The sequence below is a fragment of the Pseudomonas brassicacearum genome (assembly GCF_918698105.1).
Taxonomy (GTDB): Bacteria; Pseudomonadota; Gammaproteobacteria; order Pseudomonadales; family Pseudomonadaceae; genus Aquipseudomonas; species Aquipseudomonas brassicacearum_F.
On the sequence record NZ_CAKKMI010000038.1, the window covers coordinates 1 to 15,326 of the forward strand.

13 protein-coding genes are annotated in these 15,326 nt (G+C 61.7%); 5 read left to right on the forward strand and 8 right to left on the reverse strand.

Translation table 11 applies throughout. The annotated features are described in order from the left end of the window. The 4 genes from LQ215_RS16200 to secA form a co-directional block, all read right to left on the reverse strand. Window positions 1-860: Nudix family hydrolase (locus LQ215_RS16200; RefSeq protein WP_230151379.1), on the reverse strand; the 860-nt coding region annotated here is incomplete at its 3' end. After that, window positions 857-1,489 carry a glutathione S-transferase family protein gene (locus LQ215_RS16205; RefSeq protein ID WP_230151381.1) on the reverse strand — a complete coding sequence of 211 codons (633 nt, stop codon included), beginning with the start codon at window positions 1,487-1,489 and terminating at the stop codon, window positions 857-859. The genes LQ215_RS16200 and LQ215_RS16205, both read right to left, overlap by 4 nt. 162 nt (window positions 1,490-1,651) lie before the next feature. Beyond that, on the reverse strand, window positions 1,652-2,869 hold the full coding sequence (gene argJ / locus LQ215_RS16210) for a bifunctional glutamate N-acetyltransferase/amino-acid acetyltransferase ArgJ (RefSeq protein ID WP_230151384.1): 1,218 nt from the start codon (window positions 2,867-2,869) through the stop codon (window positions 1,652-1,654). A gap of 123 nt (window positions 2,870-2,992) precedes the next feature. Continuing rightward, window positions 2,993-5,728 (reverse strand): preprotein translocase subunit SecA, encoded by a 2,736-nt coding sequence (gene secA / locus LQ215_RS16215; RefSeq protein WP_230151386.1) that lies wholly within the window; start codon window positions 5,726-5,728, stop codon window positions 2,993-2,995. Window positions 5,729-6,036: 308 nt separating this feature from the next. On the opposite strand from secA, the gene LQ215_RS16220 reads away from it, so the two are divergent. Then, complete coding sequence (locus tag LQ215_RS16220) at window positions 6,037-6,492, forward strand: DUF721 domain-containing protein (RefSeq protein WP_003205074.1); 456 nt, start codon at window positions 6,037-6,039, stop codon at window positions 6,490-6,492. Window positions 6,493-7,040: 548 nt separating this feature from the next. Here LQ215_RS16220 and LQ215_RS16225 read toward each other — a convergent pair. Next, window positions 7,041-8,528: a helicase HerA-like domain-containing protein gene (locus LQ215_RS16225; protein ID WP_230151388.1), complete on the reverse strand. Its 1,488-nt coding sequence runs from the start codon at window positions 8,526-8,528 to the stop codon at window positions 7,041-7,043. A 361-nt stretch (window positions 8,529-8,889) separates the two neighbouring features. Here LQ215_RS16225 and LQ215_RS16230 point away from each other — a divergent pair, with 361 nt between their 5' ends. The 3 genes from LQ215_RS16230 (at window position 8,890) to LQ215_RS16240 (ending at window position 11,917) form a co-directional block, all read left to right on the forward strand. Beyond that, window positions 8,890-9,981: a glycosyltransferase family 4 protein gene (locus tag LQ215_RS16230; protein WP_230151390.1), complete on the forward strand. Its 1,092-nt coding sequence runs from the start codon at window positions 8,890-8,892 to the stop codon at window positions 9,979-9,981. 179 nt (window positions 9,982-10,160) lie between these two features. Then, the gene (locus tag LQ215_RS16235) at window positions 10,161-10,925 is read left to right on the forward strand and encodes a DUF2334 domain-containing protein (RefSeq protein WP_230151442.1); all 765 of its coding nucleotides are present in this window, start codon (window positions 10,161-10,163) and stop codon (window positions 10,923-10,925) included. Then, window positions 10,922-11,917 carry a lysylphosphatidylglycerol synthase transmembrane domain-containing protein gene (locus tag LQ215_RS16240; RefSeq protein ID WP_230151392.1) on the forward strand — a complete coding sequence of 332 codons (996 nt, stop codon included), beginning with the start codon at window positions 10,922-10,924 and terminating at the stop codon, window positions 11,915-11,917. Before LQ215_RS16235 ends, LQ215_RS16240 begins: the two co-directional genes overlap by 4 nt. Window positions 11,918-11,921: 4 nt before the next feature. Here the strand turns inward: LQ215_RS16240 and LQ215_RS16245 are convergent, their stop codons facing one another. Beyond that, the gene (locus LQ215_RS16245; protein WP_230151395.1) at window positions 11,922-12,095 is read right to left on the reverse strand and encodes a hypothetical protein; all 174 of its coding nucleotides are present in this window, start codon (window positions 12,093-12,095) and stop codon (window positions 11,922-11,924) included. 58 nt (window positions 12,096-12,153) lie between these two features. Beyond that, on the reverse strand, window positions 12,154-13,002 hold the full coding sequence (gene purU / locus LQ215_RS16250) for a formyltetrahydrofolate deformylase (RefSeq protein WP_230151397.1): 849 nt from the start codon (window positions 13,000-13,002) through the stop codon (window positions 12,154-12,156). A 306-nt stretch (window positions 13,003-13,308) separates the two neighbouring features. Here purU and mvaT point away from each other — a divergent pair, with 306 nt between their 5' ends. Next, window positions 13,309-13,686 carry a histone-like nucleoid-structuring protein MvaT gene (mvaT, locus tag LQ215_RS16255; protein WP_003205091.1) on the forward strand — a complete coding sequence of 126 codons (378 nt, stop codon included), beginning with the start codon at window positions 13,309-13,311 and terminating at the stop codon, window positions 13,684-13,686. Window positions 13,687-13,768: 82 nt separating this feature from the next. On the opposite strand, the gene sbcB is transcribed toward mvaT, so the two are convergent. After that, window positions 13,769-15,205 carry an exodeoxyribonuclease I gene (sbcB, locus tag LQ215_RS16260; protein WP_230151399.1) on the reverse strand — a complete coding sequence of 479 codons (1,437 nt, stop codon included), beginning with the start codon at window positions 15,203-15,205 and terminating at the stop codon, window positions 13,769-13,771. Window positions 15,206-15,326: the final 121 nt, after the last annotated feature.

Below are 15,326 nucleotides of genomic sequence, written 5' to 3' on the forward strand. Positions count from 1 at the left end.
CCACCCAACAGATAGACCGGCCTGTTGAAGCCCTCGATCAACCGCGCCGCCTCGGCCCACCCCAACGGCTGTGCGTCGGGATGGGTCTGGGTCGGTTGCACCGGTGAGAGTGTCACGAAGTCCACGTCCATCTGCTGCGCCAAGGACAGTTCCTCTGCGTTATGGCAGGAGGCCGCCAGCCAGCGGTCCTTGCCAAACGGTCGACCGGCCGCGGCATGCTTGCGCAGTTGCGCGGCAGTAATGTGCCAGCCAGCGGAAGGAAAATCCCCCAGCCATTCGAACGGCCCCTTGAGCATCAGCTGGGCCTTGCCGGCACACAGCCCCGCCGCATCCACCGCCAGATCGCGGTATTTCGGGTCGTAGCCGCCGGGCGCCCGTAGCTGGAGCAACTTGATTCCGCCGGCAATCGCCTGCTGCATGCCGCGCAGCAAGGCTGGCGTCTCAAGGCCGTCAGGCGTGATCAGGTACTCGCCCGGCAAACGGGCCGCCGCGACGATCGGCTGATTGGCCGCCGGAAACTCATGGTTCGTCAGGTCGCGGGCCGTCACCCAGGCCAACGGCTGCCCTTCGGCGCCGTGGGGTTCGCCAGTGAACGCCGAGACTTCCCAGACATCCAGCAATACCTGTTTGTCCGGGTAATCGTGACGTACCTTGATCAACGGCCGGGCGGCGTCGACGACAATGCCCAGCTCTTCGTGAAGTTCGCGGGCCAGGGCGGTTTCGACGGATTCATCGGCCTCGACCTTGCCACCGGGGAATTCCCACAAGCCACCCTGGTGCTGGGTGTCGGCCCGTCGGGCGATCAGGATTTTGCCGGCGGCATCGCGAATGACCGCTGCCGCCACATGGACTCGTTTCACCGCGCAGTGTCCTCCAGGCCAGCTTGTTGCCACGCCTTGAACGCTGGCCATTGATATAGGGTTTCGACGTAGGCCGCGTCGACTTCCGGCAGCTCTATCTGATAGGTGCGCAAGCGCACGGCAACCGGAGCAAAAAACGCATCGGCCAGGCTCAGGGTACCAAACAGATAAGGACCGGTTTCGGTGGCCGTCGCACGGCACTCCGCCCATAGCGCCAGCATCCGCTGGATTTCCGTCTGCACTTCAGATGGCATCGGCGACAACGGCGCATCGTGCAGCAGGTCCATGGGCATGTGGCTGCGCAAGGCGAAAAAACCGCTGTGCATTTGCGCACAGGCCGAGCGTGCCTGGGCCCGGGCGGCCACATCCTTGGGCCAGAGATTGGCCTCTGGAAACTGTTCGGCCAGGTATTCGGCAATCGCCAGGGAATCGGCGATCACGCCGAATTCGGTCTTGAGCAAAGGGACCTTGGCCGTGGCCGAATACTTGAGCAGCTTCTGGCGGGTGTCGGGCTGGTCGAGCCTGACCAGCTCTTCGGTGTACTTCGCGCCGGTCAGCGCCAGGGCCAACGCGCCGCGCAGGGACCAGGAAGATAGATCTTTGTCGCCGATGATCAGGTGCAGGCTCATGTCTGGATCCCTTTCTTATGGTTCTGAGGTGTCTGTTCTGACGCCATCGCGAGCAAGCTCGCTCCCACAGTGGATTTGTGTTGAGACCACTATCGATGCCACTCAACAAATCCCTGTGGGAGCGAGCTTGCTCGCGATTGGAGCAGCTCGGTCCCGAGCCTGTTAAGTCCGGTACTCAGCGTTGATCTTGACGTACTCGTGGGACAGGTCGGTGGTCCAGATCGTTTCGCTGCAATCCCCACGCCCCAGCTCGATACGGATGGTGATCTCTTCCTGCTGCATCACCGCTGCGCCCTGGGCTTCGGTGTAGGTCGCAGCGCGAGCGCCTTGGCTGGCGATGCAGACTTCACCGAGGAACACGTCGATCTTGCTCACGTCCAGCTCAGGCACGCCGGCACGGCCAACGGCGGCGAGGATCCGGCCCCAGTTCGGGTCGGAGGCGAACAGCGCGGTCTTGATCAGCGGCGAGTGGGCCACGGTGTAGCCGACATCCAGGCATTCCTGGTGATTGCCTCCGCCGTTGACCTGCACGGTCACGAACTTGGTCGCGCCTTCGCCATCACGGACGATGGCCTGGGCCACTTCCATGCACACTTCGAACACCGCCTGCTTCAGGGCGGCGAACAGAGGGCCGCTGGCTTCGGTGATTTCCGGGAGGTTGGCCTTGCCGGTGGCGATCAGCATGCAGCAGTCGTTGGTGGACGTGTCGCCGTCGATGGTGATGCGGTTGAACGACTTGTTGGCACCGTCAAGCATCAGGTCTTGCAGCACCTGGCGCGAGACTTTGGCGTCGGTAGCGATGTAGCCGAGCATGGTCGCCATGTTCGGGCGGATCATGCCGGCGCCTTTGCTGATGCCGGTGACGGTGATGGTCACGCCGTCGTGCTGGAACTGGCGGCTCGCGCCCTTGGGCAGGGTGTCGGTGGTCATGATGCCGGTGGCGGCTGCGGCCCAGTTGTTTTCCGACAGGTCATCGAGAGCGGCTTGCAGTGCGCCTTCGATCTTTTCGACCGGCAGTGGCTCGCCGATCACGCCGGTGGAATACGGCAGCACCTGGCTGGCATCGACACCGGCCAGTTCCGCCAGCTTGGCGCAGGTGCGTTCGGCAGCGGCCAGGCCTGGCGCGCCGGTGCCGGCGTTGGCGTTACCGGTGTTGGTCAGCAGGTAACGCACCGGCCCCTGCACGCGCTGCTTGGCCAGGATCACCGGCGCTGCGCAAAAGGCGTTGAGGGTGAACACGCCAGCGACCGTCGAGCCTTCGGCGCAACGCATGACCACGACGTCCTTGCGCCCGGGGCGCTTGATGCCCGCCGAGGCAATACCGAGTTCAAAACCGGCAACCGGGTGCAACGTTGGCAACGGACCAAGACCAACAGCCATGAATGCGCTCCTTAAATGAGATGTATATCGGCACCGTCTCCATCGGGACGGTAGATCAAATGGCAAAACGCCGCGACGGCTGGAAGCCGGTCGCGGCGCGGGTCGTTCAGCGTTGAAACGGGATTATTGGATCTGTCCGTGGCAATGCTTGTACTTCTTGCCCGAACCGCAATAGCACAGCTCGTTACGGCCCAGCTTCTGCTCGTTGCGCACCGGTGCGGTCGCCAAGGCGACATCCACATCGACGCCCTCTTCGGCGACCACTTCCAGGCCCGGGGCTTCGGCGTGTTCGAACTGCATGCGCGCGGCCAGGGCTTCGGCTTCCTGGCGCAGGCGGGCTTCTTCTTCGGCCGGGTCTTCGCGGCGAACCTGAACGTGGGACAGCACACGGATCGAGTCGCGCTTGATCGAGTCGAGCAACTCGGAGAACAGCGTGTAGGACTCGCGCTTGTACTCCTGCTTCGGGTTCTTCTGGGCGTAACCACGCAAATGGATACCGTGACGCAGGTGGTCCATGGTCGACAGGTGGTCTTTCCACAAGTCGTCCAGTACCCGCAGCACAATCTGCTTCTCGAAAGAACGCAGCGCCTCGGCGCCCGCCTGGTCTTCCTTCTCGTTGTAGGCGGCGATCAGTTCGGCGAGCAGTTTCTCGCGCAGGGTTTCTTCGTACAGGTGATCGTCTTCGTCGAGCCATTGCTGGATCGGCAATGCCACGCCGAAGTCGCTCTGCAAGGCAGCTTCCAGGCCGGCAACGTCCCACTGTTCCGGCAGCGATTGCGGCGGGATATGGGCGCTGACGGTGGCGTTGAGCACGTCCTGGCGGAAATCGGCGATGGTTTCGCCAATGTTGTCGGCGGCCAACAAACTGTTACGCATGTGATAAATCACTTTACGCTGTTCGTTGTTGACGTCATCGAACTCGAGCAATTGCTTACGGATATCGAAGTTGCGGCCTTCGACCTTGCGCTGGGCCTTCTCGATGGCGTTGGTCACCATGCGGTGCTCGATCGCCTCGCCCGGTTGCATGCCCAGGGCCTTCATGAAGTTCTTCACCCGGTCAGAGGCGAAGATGCGCATCAGGCTGTCTTCCAGGGACAGGTAGAAACGGCTGGAACCGGCGTCGCCTTGGCGCCCGGCACGGCCACGCAGCTGGTTGTCGATACGGCGCGACTCGTGACGCTCGGAAGCGATCACCTGCAAACCGCCGGACTCCAGCACCTGCTGGTGACGTTTCTGCCAGTCGGCCTTGATCTGCGCGATCTGCTCGGGGGTCGGGTTTTCCAGGCTGGCGACTTCCACTTCCCAGTTGCCGCCCAGCAGGATGTCGGTACCACGACCGGCCATGTTGGTGGCGATGGTCAGCGCACCCGGGCGACCGGCCTGGGCGATGATCTCGGCTTCCTTCTCGTGGAACTTGGCGTTGAGGACCTTGTGCTCGATACCTTCCTTGTTGAGCAGGGCGGACATGTGCTCGGAAGTCTCGATGGTGGCGGTACCCACCAGGATCGGACGGCCCTGGGCCATGCCATCCTTGATGTCGTTGATGATCGCCGCGTACTTCTCTTCGGCGGTCAGGAACACCAGGTCGTTGTAGTCTTTACGGGCCAGCGGCTTGTTCGGCGGAATCACCACCACTTGCAGGCCGTAGATCTGGTGGAATTCGAACGCTTCGGTGTCAGCGGTACCGGTCATGCCGGACAGCTTGTTGTACAGGCGGAAGTAGTTCTGGAAGGTGGTCGAGGCCAGTGTCTGGCTCTCGGCCTGGATGTTCAGGCCTTCCTTCGCTTCGATGGCCTGGTGCAGGCCTTCGGACAGGCGACGGCCCGGCATGGTACGGCCGGTGTGTTCGTCCACCAGTACGACCTGGCCGTCCTGCACGATGTATTCGACGTTGCGATGGAACAGCTTGTGCGCGCGCAGGCCAGCATAAACGTGGGTCAGCAGGCCCAGGTTGTGGGCCGAGTACAGGCTCTCGCCTTCGGCCAGCAAGCCAACGCGGGTGAGCATTTCCTCGACGAACTGGTGCCCGGCTTCGTTGAGTTCGACCTGGCGGGTCTTCTCGTCAACGGTGTAGTGCCCGGCTTGGGTCACTTCGCCTTCGACTTCCTCGACGTGCAAATTGAGCTGCGGGATCAGCTTGTTGATCTCGATGTACAGCTTGGAGCTGTCCTCGGCCTGACCGGAAATGATCAGCGGGGTACGGGCTTCGTCGATGAGGATGGAGTCGACTTCGTCGATCACGGCAAAATTGAGTTCACGCTGGAATTTTTCTTCCATGCTGAACGCCATGTTGTCGCGCAGGTAGTCGAACCCGAATTCGTTGTTGGTGCCGTAGGTGATGTCGGCGGCGTAGGCGGCGCGCTTCTCTTCCGGCGGCTGGAACGGCGTGACAACGCCAACGGTCAGGCCGAGGAATTCGTAGAGCGGGCGCATCCAGTTGGCGTCGCGACGGGCCAGGTAGTCGTTGACTGTCACGACGTGCACGCCCTTGCCGGACAGCGCGTTGAGGTACACGCCCAGGGTCGCCACGAGGGTCTTGCCCTCACCGGTACGCATTTCGGCGATCTTGCCTTCGTGCAAGGTCATGCCGCCGATCAACTGAACGTCGAAGTGGCGCATGCCCATGATCCGCTTGCCGGCTTCACGGGCGACCGCAAAGGCTTCAGGCAGGAGCTGGTCAAGGGTTTCCCCCTTGGCGATGCGGTCCTTGAATTCGGCAGTCTTGGCGCGTAACTGATCGTCCGAAAGGGCCACCATTTGCTCTTCGAAGGCATTGACAGTCTGTACCGTCTTGAGCATGCGTTTGACTTCACGCTCGTTCTTGCTTCCAAAAAGTTTCTTTAACAAAGGCGCAAACATATCGGCAGGATCTTCCACACTAAAGGGATGGAGGGCGGCCCCGTGAGTCGCCCGTGCAGCCCTCATGGCCGCATGCGAACGAGCATTCTACCCGGAAACGATGGAGAGGAAAGTGGCGTTATTCCACGATGCTGGCACAGCGCTGTGACGGGGCTTGCATAAAATAAGGGCTTTTGCGTGAACTTCAACCCACCCAGCGCAGAAGTTACTCATTGATTGTGCAGCCAGAAAGCCGCTGGGCGAGAGGGTCGAGGCGCATCCGGCGCTTTCTGCTACCATGGCGCCTCTGTCACTTGCGGTATTCATTCATGGCCTTTCGCCCTCTTCCAGCCAAGGCACCCGCCGTTCTGCTGCGCGAAGCCAAGCCGCTGAAAGCCATCTTTGGCCACGCCAAACGCCTGGGCCACCTGCAACGCCTGCTCGACAGCCAGTTGCAGCCGGCCGCGCGCGAACATTGCCATGTGGCCTCCTGGCGCGAAGGCAGCTTGCTGCTGATCGTCACCGACGGCCACTGGGCCACGCGCCTGCGCTACCAGCAAAAACGCCTGCTGCGCCAACTCCAGGCGTTCGAAGAATTCGCCAATCTGACGCGAATCCTGTTCAAGGTACAACCGCCCACCGTCCAGGTCGGCGCCAAGGGGCACACGCTGGATCTGTCCACCGACGCCGCCGCGACCATCCAGGCCACCGCCGATGGCATCACCGATCCCAACCTGCGGGCGGCGCTGGAGCGGTTGGCGGCGCATGCGCGGCCCAAGGATTGAGATTTTCGGCGCCTGTTGAATCGCTATCGCGAGCAGGCTCGCTCCCACAGGGGGATCTGCGGCGGGCACTTATTTCGTGTACGACGCCAAGCCCTTGTGGGAGCGAGCCTTCTCGCGATGGCGGCAGATCAGCCAGCCTATTTTTCGCCTGCTAAACCATCTTCGCGAGCAAGCTCGCTCTCACAGGGGGATCTGCGGCGGGCACCTATTTTGTGTACAACACCAAGCCCTTGTGGGAGCGAGCCTGCTCGCGATGGCGGCGAGTCAGCCAATATATTTTTCGCCTGCTAAACCGTCTTCGCGAGCAAGCCCGCTCCCACAGGGGGATCTGCGGCGGGCACCTATTTCGTGTACGACGCCGATACCTTGTGGGAGCGAGCCTGCTCGCGATGGCGGCAGATCAGCCAGCCTATTTATCGCCTGCTAGACCGGTTTCGCGAGCAAGCTCGCTCCCACAGGGGATCTGCGGCGCACACCTATTCGTGTATGACGCCAAGCCCTTGTGGGAGCGAGCTTGCTCGCGATGGCCGCGACTCGGTCCTAACTAACTACCGGCGCTTGCTGCCCCCCAGCAACGACCCCATCAACCCGCGCACCAATTGCCGGCCCAACTGATTGGCCGCCTGGCGCATGGCCGATTTCAATGCCTGGCCGGCCGCGGTGCCGAGCAATTCGCCGGCTTTTTCGGTGAAGCTCGGTTCTTCCGCCGTCGGCTTGCCCGGCGCCGCTTCGGCCTGCGGCTCCAGCCCTTTGCGGCCCATCAGCACTTCGTAGGCCGATTCGCGATCAATGGGTTTGTCATAGCGCCCTTGCAACGGCGAACTGGCGATCAACCCGGCGCGCTCGGCCTCGCTCAGCGGCCCGATGCGCGATTGCGGTGGCGCCACCAGCACCCGCTGGACCACTTCCGGCGTGCCTTTTTCCTGCAAGGTGCCCACCAAGGCTTCGCCGATGCCCAGTTCGGTCAGCACCGCCAGGGCATCGAACTGCGGGTTGGGCCGGAAACCGTCGGCCACTGCCCGCAGGGACTTCTGCTCCTTGGCAGTGAAGGCCCGCAGCCCGTGCTGGATGCGCAAGCCCAACTGCGCCAGCACGTCGTCCGGCAAGTCGCCCGGGGACTGGGTCACGAAATACACCCCCACGCCCTTGGAACGGATCAGCCGTACCACTTGTTCCAGGCGTTCCTGCAAGGCCTTGGGCGTCCCGGCGAAGAGCAGGTGCGCCTCGTCGAAGAACAGCGCCAGCAGCGGCTTGTCTGCGTCGCCGCGCTCGGGCAACTGCTCGAACAGCTCGGCCAGCAACCACAACAAGAACGTCGCGTAGACCTTCGGCGCTTCATGGACCAGACGGCTGGCGTCGAGCAAGTGAATGCGGCCACGGCCATCACTGGCCGGTTGCAGGATGTCTTCGAGCTGCAACGCCGGCTCGCCGAACAACGCGTCGGCGCCCTGCTGTTCCAAGGTGGACAAACGTCGCAACAACGCCTGGCTGGAGCCGGTGGTCATCAGGGCCGCGTCGTCCCCCAGCAACTCGGGGTTGTCCTTGAGATGGTTGAGCAGCGCCTTCAGGTCCTTGAGGTCCAGCAGCAACAGGCCTTCGCGGTCGGCCACCTTGAACGCGGCGTAGAGCGCCGACTGCTGGCTGTCGGTCAGTTCCAGCAGACTGCCGATCAACAACGGGCCCATTTCACTCAAGGTGGTGCGCAGTGGATGACCGGACTGGCCGTGGATATCCCACAAGGTCACCGGATAAGCCTGGGGCTTGTGATTGAGCCAAGGCATGCCGGCGATGCGCTCGGCGATCTTGCCCTGGGGGTTGCCCGCCGCGCCAAGGCCGCACAGGTCACCCTTGATGTCCGCCGCGAACACCGCCACGCCGGCGTCGCTGAACATCTCGGCCAGGCGTTGCAAGGTGACGGTCTTGCCGGTACCGGTAGCGCCCGCCACCAGACCATGACGGTTCGCCAGGCGCATGGCCTGGGCGATGGGCTGGCCGCTGAGGTCGGCGCCGATAACGAGTTGCGATGAGTCAGGCATGTGGTCACCCGTGGTGTTTGCGATATGACGCCATTTTGCACGCTTATATGAAAGCATGCCTGGCGCATTAAGGCTTGAATGCACAGTCAATACTGTATTTGGCCGGACCTATGTGGCGAGGGGATTTATCCCCGCTGGGCTGCGCAGCAGTCCTAAAGCAGCGCACTCCATCATCCTGGCGCACCGAGTTGCATGGTTTTGGGGCCGCTTCGCAGCCCAGCGGGGATAAATCCCCTCGCCAAAGAAATCTGCATAGCCACTACGTCACCACAACCCCAACCGAACATCTATTCTTACGGAAGGTCAACACTGGAGAACACTGACCGGAGGGACGTTCATCGTGCATATAGCGGACATAACCATGTTCTACGCTCCCGCCAGCGGAGGCGTGCGTACTTATCTGGATGCCAAGCACCGGCGCCTGGGCAATCGGCCCGGTATTCGCCACAGTCTGTTGATCCCCGGCGCGCATTTGAGCGAGCACGATGGGATCTACAAGGTTCCGGCCCCTGCATTGCCGTTCGGCAAGGGCTATCGCTTCCCCCTTCGCCTGGCCCCCTGGCGCAATGTCCTGCGCGATCTACAGCCCGACCTGATCGAAGTCGGCGATCCCTACCTCACGGCGTGGGCCGCGCTGGATGCCCGTCGCCAACTCGACGTGCCCGTCATCGGTTTCTATCACTCCGACCTGCCCCTGCTGGTCAGTAACCGCATGGGCAACTGGTTCACCCCCAACATCGAAGCTTATGTCAGCAAGTTGTACGGTAATTTCGACCGGGTCCTGGCGCCGAGCCAGGTCATGGCCGACAAACTGACCGGGTTGGGGGTCAAGAACGTCTACGTGCAACCGTTGGGCGTCGACCTGCAAACCTTCAACCCGGCCGCCCGTGACCCGGAGCTGCGCGCCGAGCTGGGCATCGCCGAAGACGCGCGCCTGCTGATTTTCGCCGGCCGCGGCTCCAAGGAAAAAAACCTGCCGGTATTGCTCAAGTGCATGAAACGCCTGGGCGAGCGCTACCACCTGCTGTTGGTGGGCTCGTCGATGCCCGCCGTGGTGCCGGACAACGTCACGGTGGTCGATGAATTCTGCCCGGCGCCGCAAGTCGCCCGGCTCATGGCCAGCGCCGATGCCCTGCTGCACGCCGGTGACCAGGAAACCTTCGGCCTGGTGATCCTCGAAGCCATGGCCAGCGGTATTCCCGTGGTGGCGGTGGCAGCCGGAGCTTTCACCGAAATCGTCCATGAGGACTGTGGCCTGTTGTGCACGCCCAACAATCCGCAGGCCATGGCCAATGCCGTGCGCCAACTGTTTGCCGAAGGCTGCCAGCGCCGAGGCCTGCTGGCGCGCCGGCATGTGGAGCGTCATTACGCCTGGGATACCGTGGTCAACAGCCTGCTGGGGCATTACTACGCCGTGCTCGGCGAACAGATGCCGTTGCTGGCCAATGGTTGAGGCGAGGTCCGTGCCGATGAATCACTCGCCCAGTGTCCTGTTTCGCAGATACGTTTCTTTCTTGGCGAGTGGCTGTTGTCGTCAGGCAAGGCGCCGCGACGAGTCATAGCCCGCTATGGCGAGGAGCGGCAACGCAGCATGACGACAACAGACACCGTCAAAAAGGAACAGTATTTGTGATACAGGACACTAGCGTCCTCTTGGTGTTGCACGACGTGGCACCGCAAACCTGGCCCGACTACCAGCCCTTCGTCGAAGCGGTTGACGCTCTTGGCCAGGTGCCGATGACCTGGTTGGTGGTGCCGGACTTTCATCGCAACAATGCCTTGGAGGCTCACCCCGGATTTCGGCGCCTGCTCGACAGCCGGGTCGAGCGCGGCGACGAACTGGTGTTGCATGGCTACTACCATTGCGACGACGGCCCTGTCGCCCGCCACCCCAAGGACTGGTTCATGCGCCGGGTCTATACCCATGAAGGTGAGTTCTACAACCTGTCCGAAGCCGCCGCCCTCGCCCGCCTGCGCACCGGGATCGAAACCTTTGAACGCTACCACTGGCCGCTGGAGGGTTTCGTCGCTCCGGCGTGGCTGATGAGCGAAGGCACGCGCCGGGCCTTGCGCCAGTTGCCCCTGAGCTACACCAGCGATACCCAACACCTTTATCGATTGCCCGACTTCACCGCCATCGACGCACCAGGGCTGGTCTGGAGCGCCCGCAGCGCCTGGCGCCGTGGCCTGTCGAAAGTCATCTGCGACCAACGCGAACAGCGCTGGCGCCAGGCCCCGGTGATTCGCCTGGGCCTGCACCCGGTGGACATGCGCCATGCCTTTTCCCGGGACTATTGGCTGCGCACCCTCGAACGCCTGCTCAACGACGGTCGTGTGCCCATGACCAAAGTCGGCTGGCTGGCGACCCAGGGGCTGCGGGTCAGCAGCGCCGCATGAAACGGCTGATCTGGTTGGGTGCCGCCCTACTCACGGCGCTACTGGTGCCGCTGCTGGTCGGTGGCGGGGAAATGTGGTCGCGGGTGCAGCGCTTTCCCTTGTCGCTACTGCTGGCCATGCTCGGCATGATCGTGCTGTGCTGGGGTTTGAACTCCGTGCGCTTGCGCCTGCTGCTAGGGGAACACCGTGGGCGCATCGGCGGGCTGAAAAGCATCGGCGTGGTGATGTCCACCGAGTTCGCCATGTGCGCGACGCCCGGTGGCAGTGGCGGCCCGCTGACGCTGATGGCCCTGCTGGCGCGCAACGGCGTGCGCCCGGCCCATGGCAGCGCGGTGTTTGCCATGGATCAGTTGAGCGACTTGCTGTTCTTCCTCTGCGCCTTGGTGGGCATTCTGTTTTACGCGCTGTTCCAGAACCTCAGCCAGCGCATGGAATGGATGCTGGCGTTAAGCGCGATTTCATTGTTTGGCGGGCTGTTCGGCTGCGTGCTGGTGGCCCGCTATCACCGCAGATTGATTCTGCTGGGCGCTCGACTGCTGCGCCACCTGCGCGTAAAAGCCGTCACCCGTCGACGCTGGGGGCGCAAGATCTTGAGCTTCCTGGCGGCGTTCGCCGACACATTGAAATTGCCAAAACAGACGCTGTTCCAGGTCTTCGGCCTGACCTGCCTGCATTGGGCGCTGCGCTACAGCGTGTTGTACCTGGCGTTGAAGGGGCTGGGGGCAGATTTGCAGTGGGCCTGGAGTTTCCTGATCCAGATGCTGTCCCTGAGTGCAGGACAGTTCAGCCTGCTGCCGGGCGGCGCCGGGGCGGCCGAATTGACCTCCGCGGCGCTGCTGGCCCCCATGGTGGGCAAATCCACCGCAGCGGCGGCGATTCTGATCTGGCGGGCGGTGACCTATTACTTCTATCTGGTGGCCGGCGGGCCGGTGTTCTTGCTGATGGTCGGGCGACCGTTACTCAAGAAACTGGTGAGGCTCAGGCAGGCCTGACGCATCACGGCTTCTGTTCGGCCTCGTCCTGGGGATGCAACTGCTCCCACAATTGCGCGGCATCGGGAAACTCAGTGCCGTCCTCCGGGCCCAACGCATCCGGGTCATAGCGGCTCAGGCAACCTTCGCCCAGGGTCGCTGGCGCCTTGGCGGTGGCTTTGTCCAATGGATCGGTCATGGCGAACCTCATGAAAAAAGGGCCTGGCGATCGCTCGTCCAGGCCCTTTGCAGTGTAGTCAGAACACCACGGTCTTGTTGCCGTGCACCAGCACCCGGTCTTCCAAGTGATAACGCAGGCCCCGGGCCAACACCATCTTCTCTACGTCACGGCCGAAACGCACCATGTCTTCGATGCTGTCGCTGTGGCTGACGCGCACCACGTCCTGCTCGATGATCGGGCCGGCATCGAGCTCTTCGGTCACGTAGTGACAGGTGGCGCCAATCAGCTTCACACCGCGCATCGACGCCTGGTGGTACGGCTTGGCACCGACGAACGACGGCAGGAAACTGTGGTGGATGTTGATGACCTTGTGAGCGTATTCGCGGCACAAGGCCGGCGGCAGGATCTGCATGTAGCGGGCCAGCACCACCACCTCGGCATCGTGCTGCTTGACCAGCCGCGAGACTTCGGCGAACGCCGGCTGCTTGTCCTGCGGGTCGACCGGCACGTGGTGGTAAGGGATGCCGTGCCATTCCACCATGCTGCGCAAGTCGTCATGGTTGGAAATCACACAGGCGATGTCGCAGTCGAGCTCATCGCTGTGCCAGCGGTGCAACAGGTCGGCCAGGCAGTGAGACTCACGACTGGCCATCAGCACCACGCGTTTTTTCTGCGCGGTGTCGGTGATACGCCAGTCCATCGAGAACTCTTCGGCAATGGGGGCAAACGCTTCACGGAAGGCTTCGATACCGAAGGGCAGCGAGTCGGCACGAATCTCGTGGCGCATGAAAAACCAACCACTTTGATTGTCCGAGTGATGGCTTGCTTCGGTGATCCAGCCGTTATGGGACGCCAGAAAGTTACTGACTTTAGCAACGATGCCGACGCGGTCCGGGCAAGCAATCACCAGACGAAAAGTGCGCATTAGGGAAACTCCAGAACTTCGCAAAGGCGGCCATTCTAGCCATTGCGCGGCAAAACTGCAGTATCGATGACACGCCACATCCTCGACGGCGGCCCCAGGTCGCGACGAACCTGGCCCGGGCGAGCAGGCTATATGTGTGAACAGATGTGAAGAGACTGTCAGGCTATTTAACTGCAACACCCATTTTTGTGGTGCAGCACTAATTAATTAAATAAAACACCGGTTAAATGTTTACTTGATGAAACTGTCTGATTACTATTGCCACACTGTGTCCTTGTCACCCGCGTCCTACATAAGGTAGTCCACATGTCCTTGATCAATGAATACCGCGCTACAGAAGAAGCCATCAAAGAACTGCAAGCTCGCCTGAAAAACCTGTCCCAAGACGACAAACTGCAAACCGAGCTTGAATTCGAAGGCAAACTGCGCACGCTGATGGGCGAATACTCCAAGTCGCTGCGCGACATCATTGCCCTGCTGGATCCAGAAGCCAAGTCGAGCAAAGCCCCACGTGGCGCCGTCAAAACTACCGGCACCAAACGCGCTCGCAAAGTTAAGCAATACAAGAACCCGCACAACGGCGAAGTCATCGAAACCAAAGGTGGCAACCACAAGACTCTGAAAGAGTGGAAAGCCAAGTGGGGCGGTGACGTGGTTGAAGGCTGGGCAACCCTGCTGGGCTAAGCTTCAGCGGTTCGCACCGTTCTTTGCGAACACAAAAACGCCAGCGATTGCTGGCGTTTTTTTTGCCTGTCACTTTTTCACTTCATCGCGGCTCAAGGCTTAAACGTTTGCGCAATTGCTGGCTGTAACCCTGCCACTCCTTGAGTACTTCTTGCTGCACTGGCGTAGACAGGGCCATCCACTCCCCCATCGCCGCTTCAAAACTTTCCAACGTATTAGGCGCGCCCCACTCCGGGGATGACAGCCGTTGTTGACAGAAAAGTCTCCAACGCTCGTGCTCTTCAGGATTCAACGTGTCTGGAAAGTTGCGCGCACGATATCGGAACAATAGTTCCGGCAAACGCTCATCATCAAAAGGCCAGCGTTCCTGGGTCAATTGCACCGGGTCCGCCATACGGACTTGTTCACATAAACGCCGATCGCGATCCCCCAAAAAACCTGCGTACAACTGTTGCTCGGGATCCTCGCTGGCGCTGAAATCCTCCCGACCATAAATAGCCTGAAGTTTATCCTGCCAAACTTTCTGTGCGTCAGTTAGCCGCAATGCCCGTTGCTGATAGCCCTCCATGTCCAGTTCCAGTCGCTGCTGGTCCTCGGCACGCAGCACCGACAAGGGCGCGATCACCGGGCATTTGTTGATATGGATAAGCTTGAGCGGCACCGGCAACTCACCTTCAAGCAATTCTTCACGGCGGGTATACAAACGCTGGCGCAGGCTTTCGGCATCGTGGTCCAGCAGACCCTGGGGGTCCAGGTGCAGGTCGCAGACGATCAGGGCGTTGCGGTTTTTCGGGTGCCAGGCCAGCGGCAGGACCACGCCGATGTAGTTGCGCGCCGCCGAGAAACGACCGGAAATATGCACCATGGGCTGCAACAGGCGGATCTGGTCCATCACCTTCTGTTTGCTGCGCAACTGGAACAGCCAGTCGTAGAGCCGGGGCTGCTGCCGGCGGATGAGGCGGGCCAGGGCGATGGTCGCGCGCACGTCCGACAACGCATCGTGGGCCTGGCCATGGTCGATGCCATTGGCGGCGGTCAGGCGCTCGAGCTTGAGGGTCACGCGACCGTCCTCTTGCGGCCAGACAATGCCTTGCGGGCGCAGCGCATAGGCCGCGCGCACCAGGTCGATCAAATCCCAGCGACTATTGCCGCCCTGCCATTCCCGCGCGTACGGGTCGAAGAAATTTCGATAGAGGCTGTAGCGGGTCATTTCATCGTCGAAGCGCAGGGTGTTGTAGCCGGCGCCACAGGTACCGGGCGCGGCCAGTTGGCTGTGGACACGGGTCATGAAGTCGGCTTCGCTCAAGCCTTTTTCGGCCAGGCGCGTCGGGGTGATACCGGTAATCGCACAGGCCGCCGGATGCGGCAGGATGTCATCGCTGGGCCGGCAATACAGGTTCACCGGTTCGTCGATTTCATTGAGCTCGAAATCGGTACGGATACCCGCCACCTGCAAGGGCCGGTCGCAACGCGGGTTGATGCCGGTGGTTTCGTAGTCGTACCAGAAAATGGAAGTCACGGGCTGTTCCTGAACTGAAGACTGGCGAAGTCTAGGCGCTCGAACCCGCCTGCGACCAGCAGTGCTGTAACTTTTGAAGACCAATACAGCGTTCCATCATCCATCCCATGTGGGAGCGAGC

Excerpts from the sequence above, each read along its gene's own strand:
- LQ215_RS16205 (WP_230151381.1), bottom strand. The coding sequence starts at position 1,489 with ATGAGCCTGCACCTGATCATCGGCGACAAAGATCTATCTTCCTGGTCC.
- argJ (WP_230151384.1), bottom strand. The coding sequence starts at position 2,869 with ATGGCTGTTGGTCTTGGTCCGTTGCCAACGTTGCACCCGGTTGCCGGT.
- secA (WP_230151386.1), bottom strand. The coding sequence starts at position 5,728 with ATGTTTGCGCCTTTGTTAAAGAAACTTTTTGGAAGCAAGAACGAGCGT.
- LQ215_RS16220 (WP_003205074.1), top strand. The coding sequence starts at position 6,037 with ATGGCCTTTCGCCCTCTTCCAGCCAAGGCACCCGCCGTTCTGCTGCGC.
- LQ215_RS16225 (WP_230151388.1), bottom strand. The coding sequence starts at position 8,528 with ATGCCTGACTCATCGCAACTCGTTATCGGCGCCGACCTCAGCGGCCAG.
- LQ215_RS16230 (WP_230151390.1), top strand. The coding sequence starts at position 8,890 with ATGTTCTACGCTCCCGCCAGCGGAGGCGTGCGTACTTATCTGGATGCC.
- LQ215_RS16240 (WP_230151392.1), top strand. The coding sequence starts at position 10,922 with ATGAAACGGCTGATCTGGTTGGGTGCCGCCCTACTCACGGCGCTACTG.
- LQ215_RS16245 (WP_230151395.1), bottom strand. The coding sequence starts at position 12,095 with ATGACCGATCCATTGGACAAAGCCACCGCCAAGGCGCCAGCGACCCTG.
- purU (WP_230151397.1), bottom strand. The coding sequence starts at position 13,002 with ATGCGCACTTTTCGTCTGGTGATTGCTTGCCCGGACCGCGTCGGCATC.
- mvaT (WP_003205091.1), top strand. The coding sequence starts at position 13,309 with ATGTCCTTGATCAATGAATACCGCGCTACAGAAGAAGCCATCAAAGAA.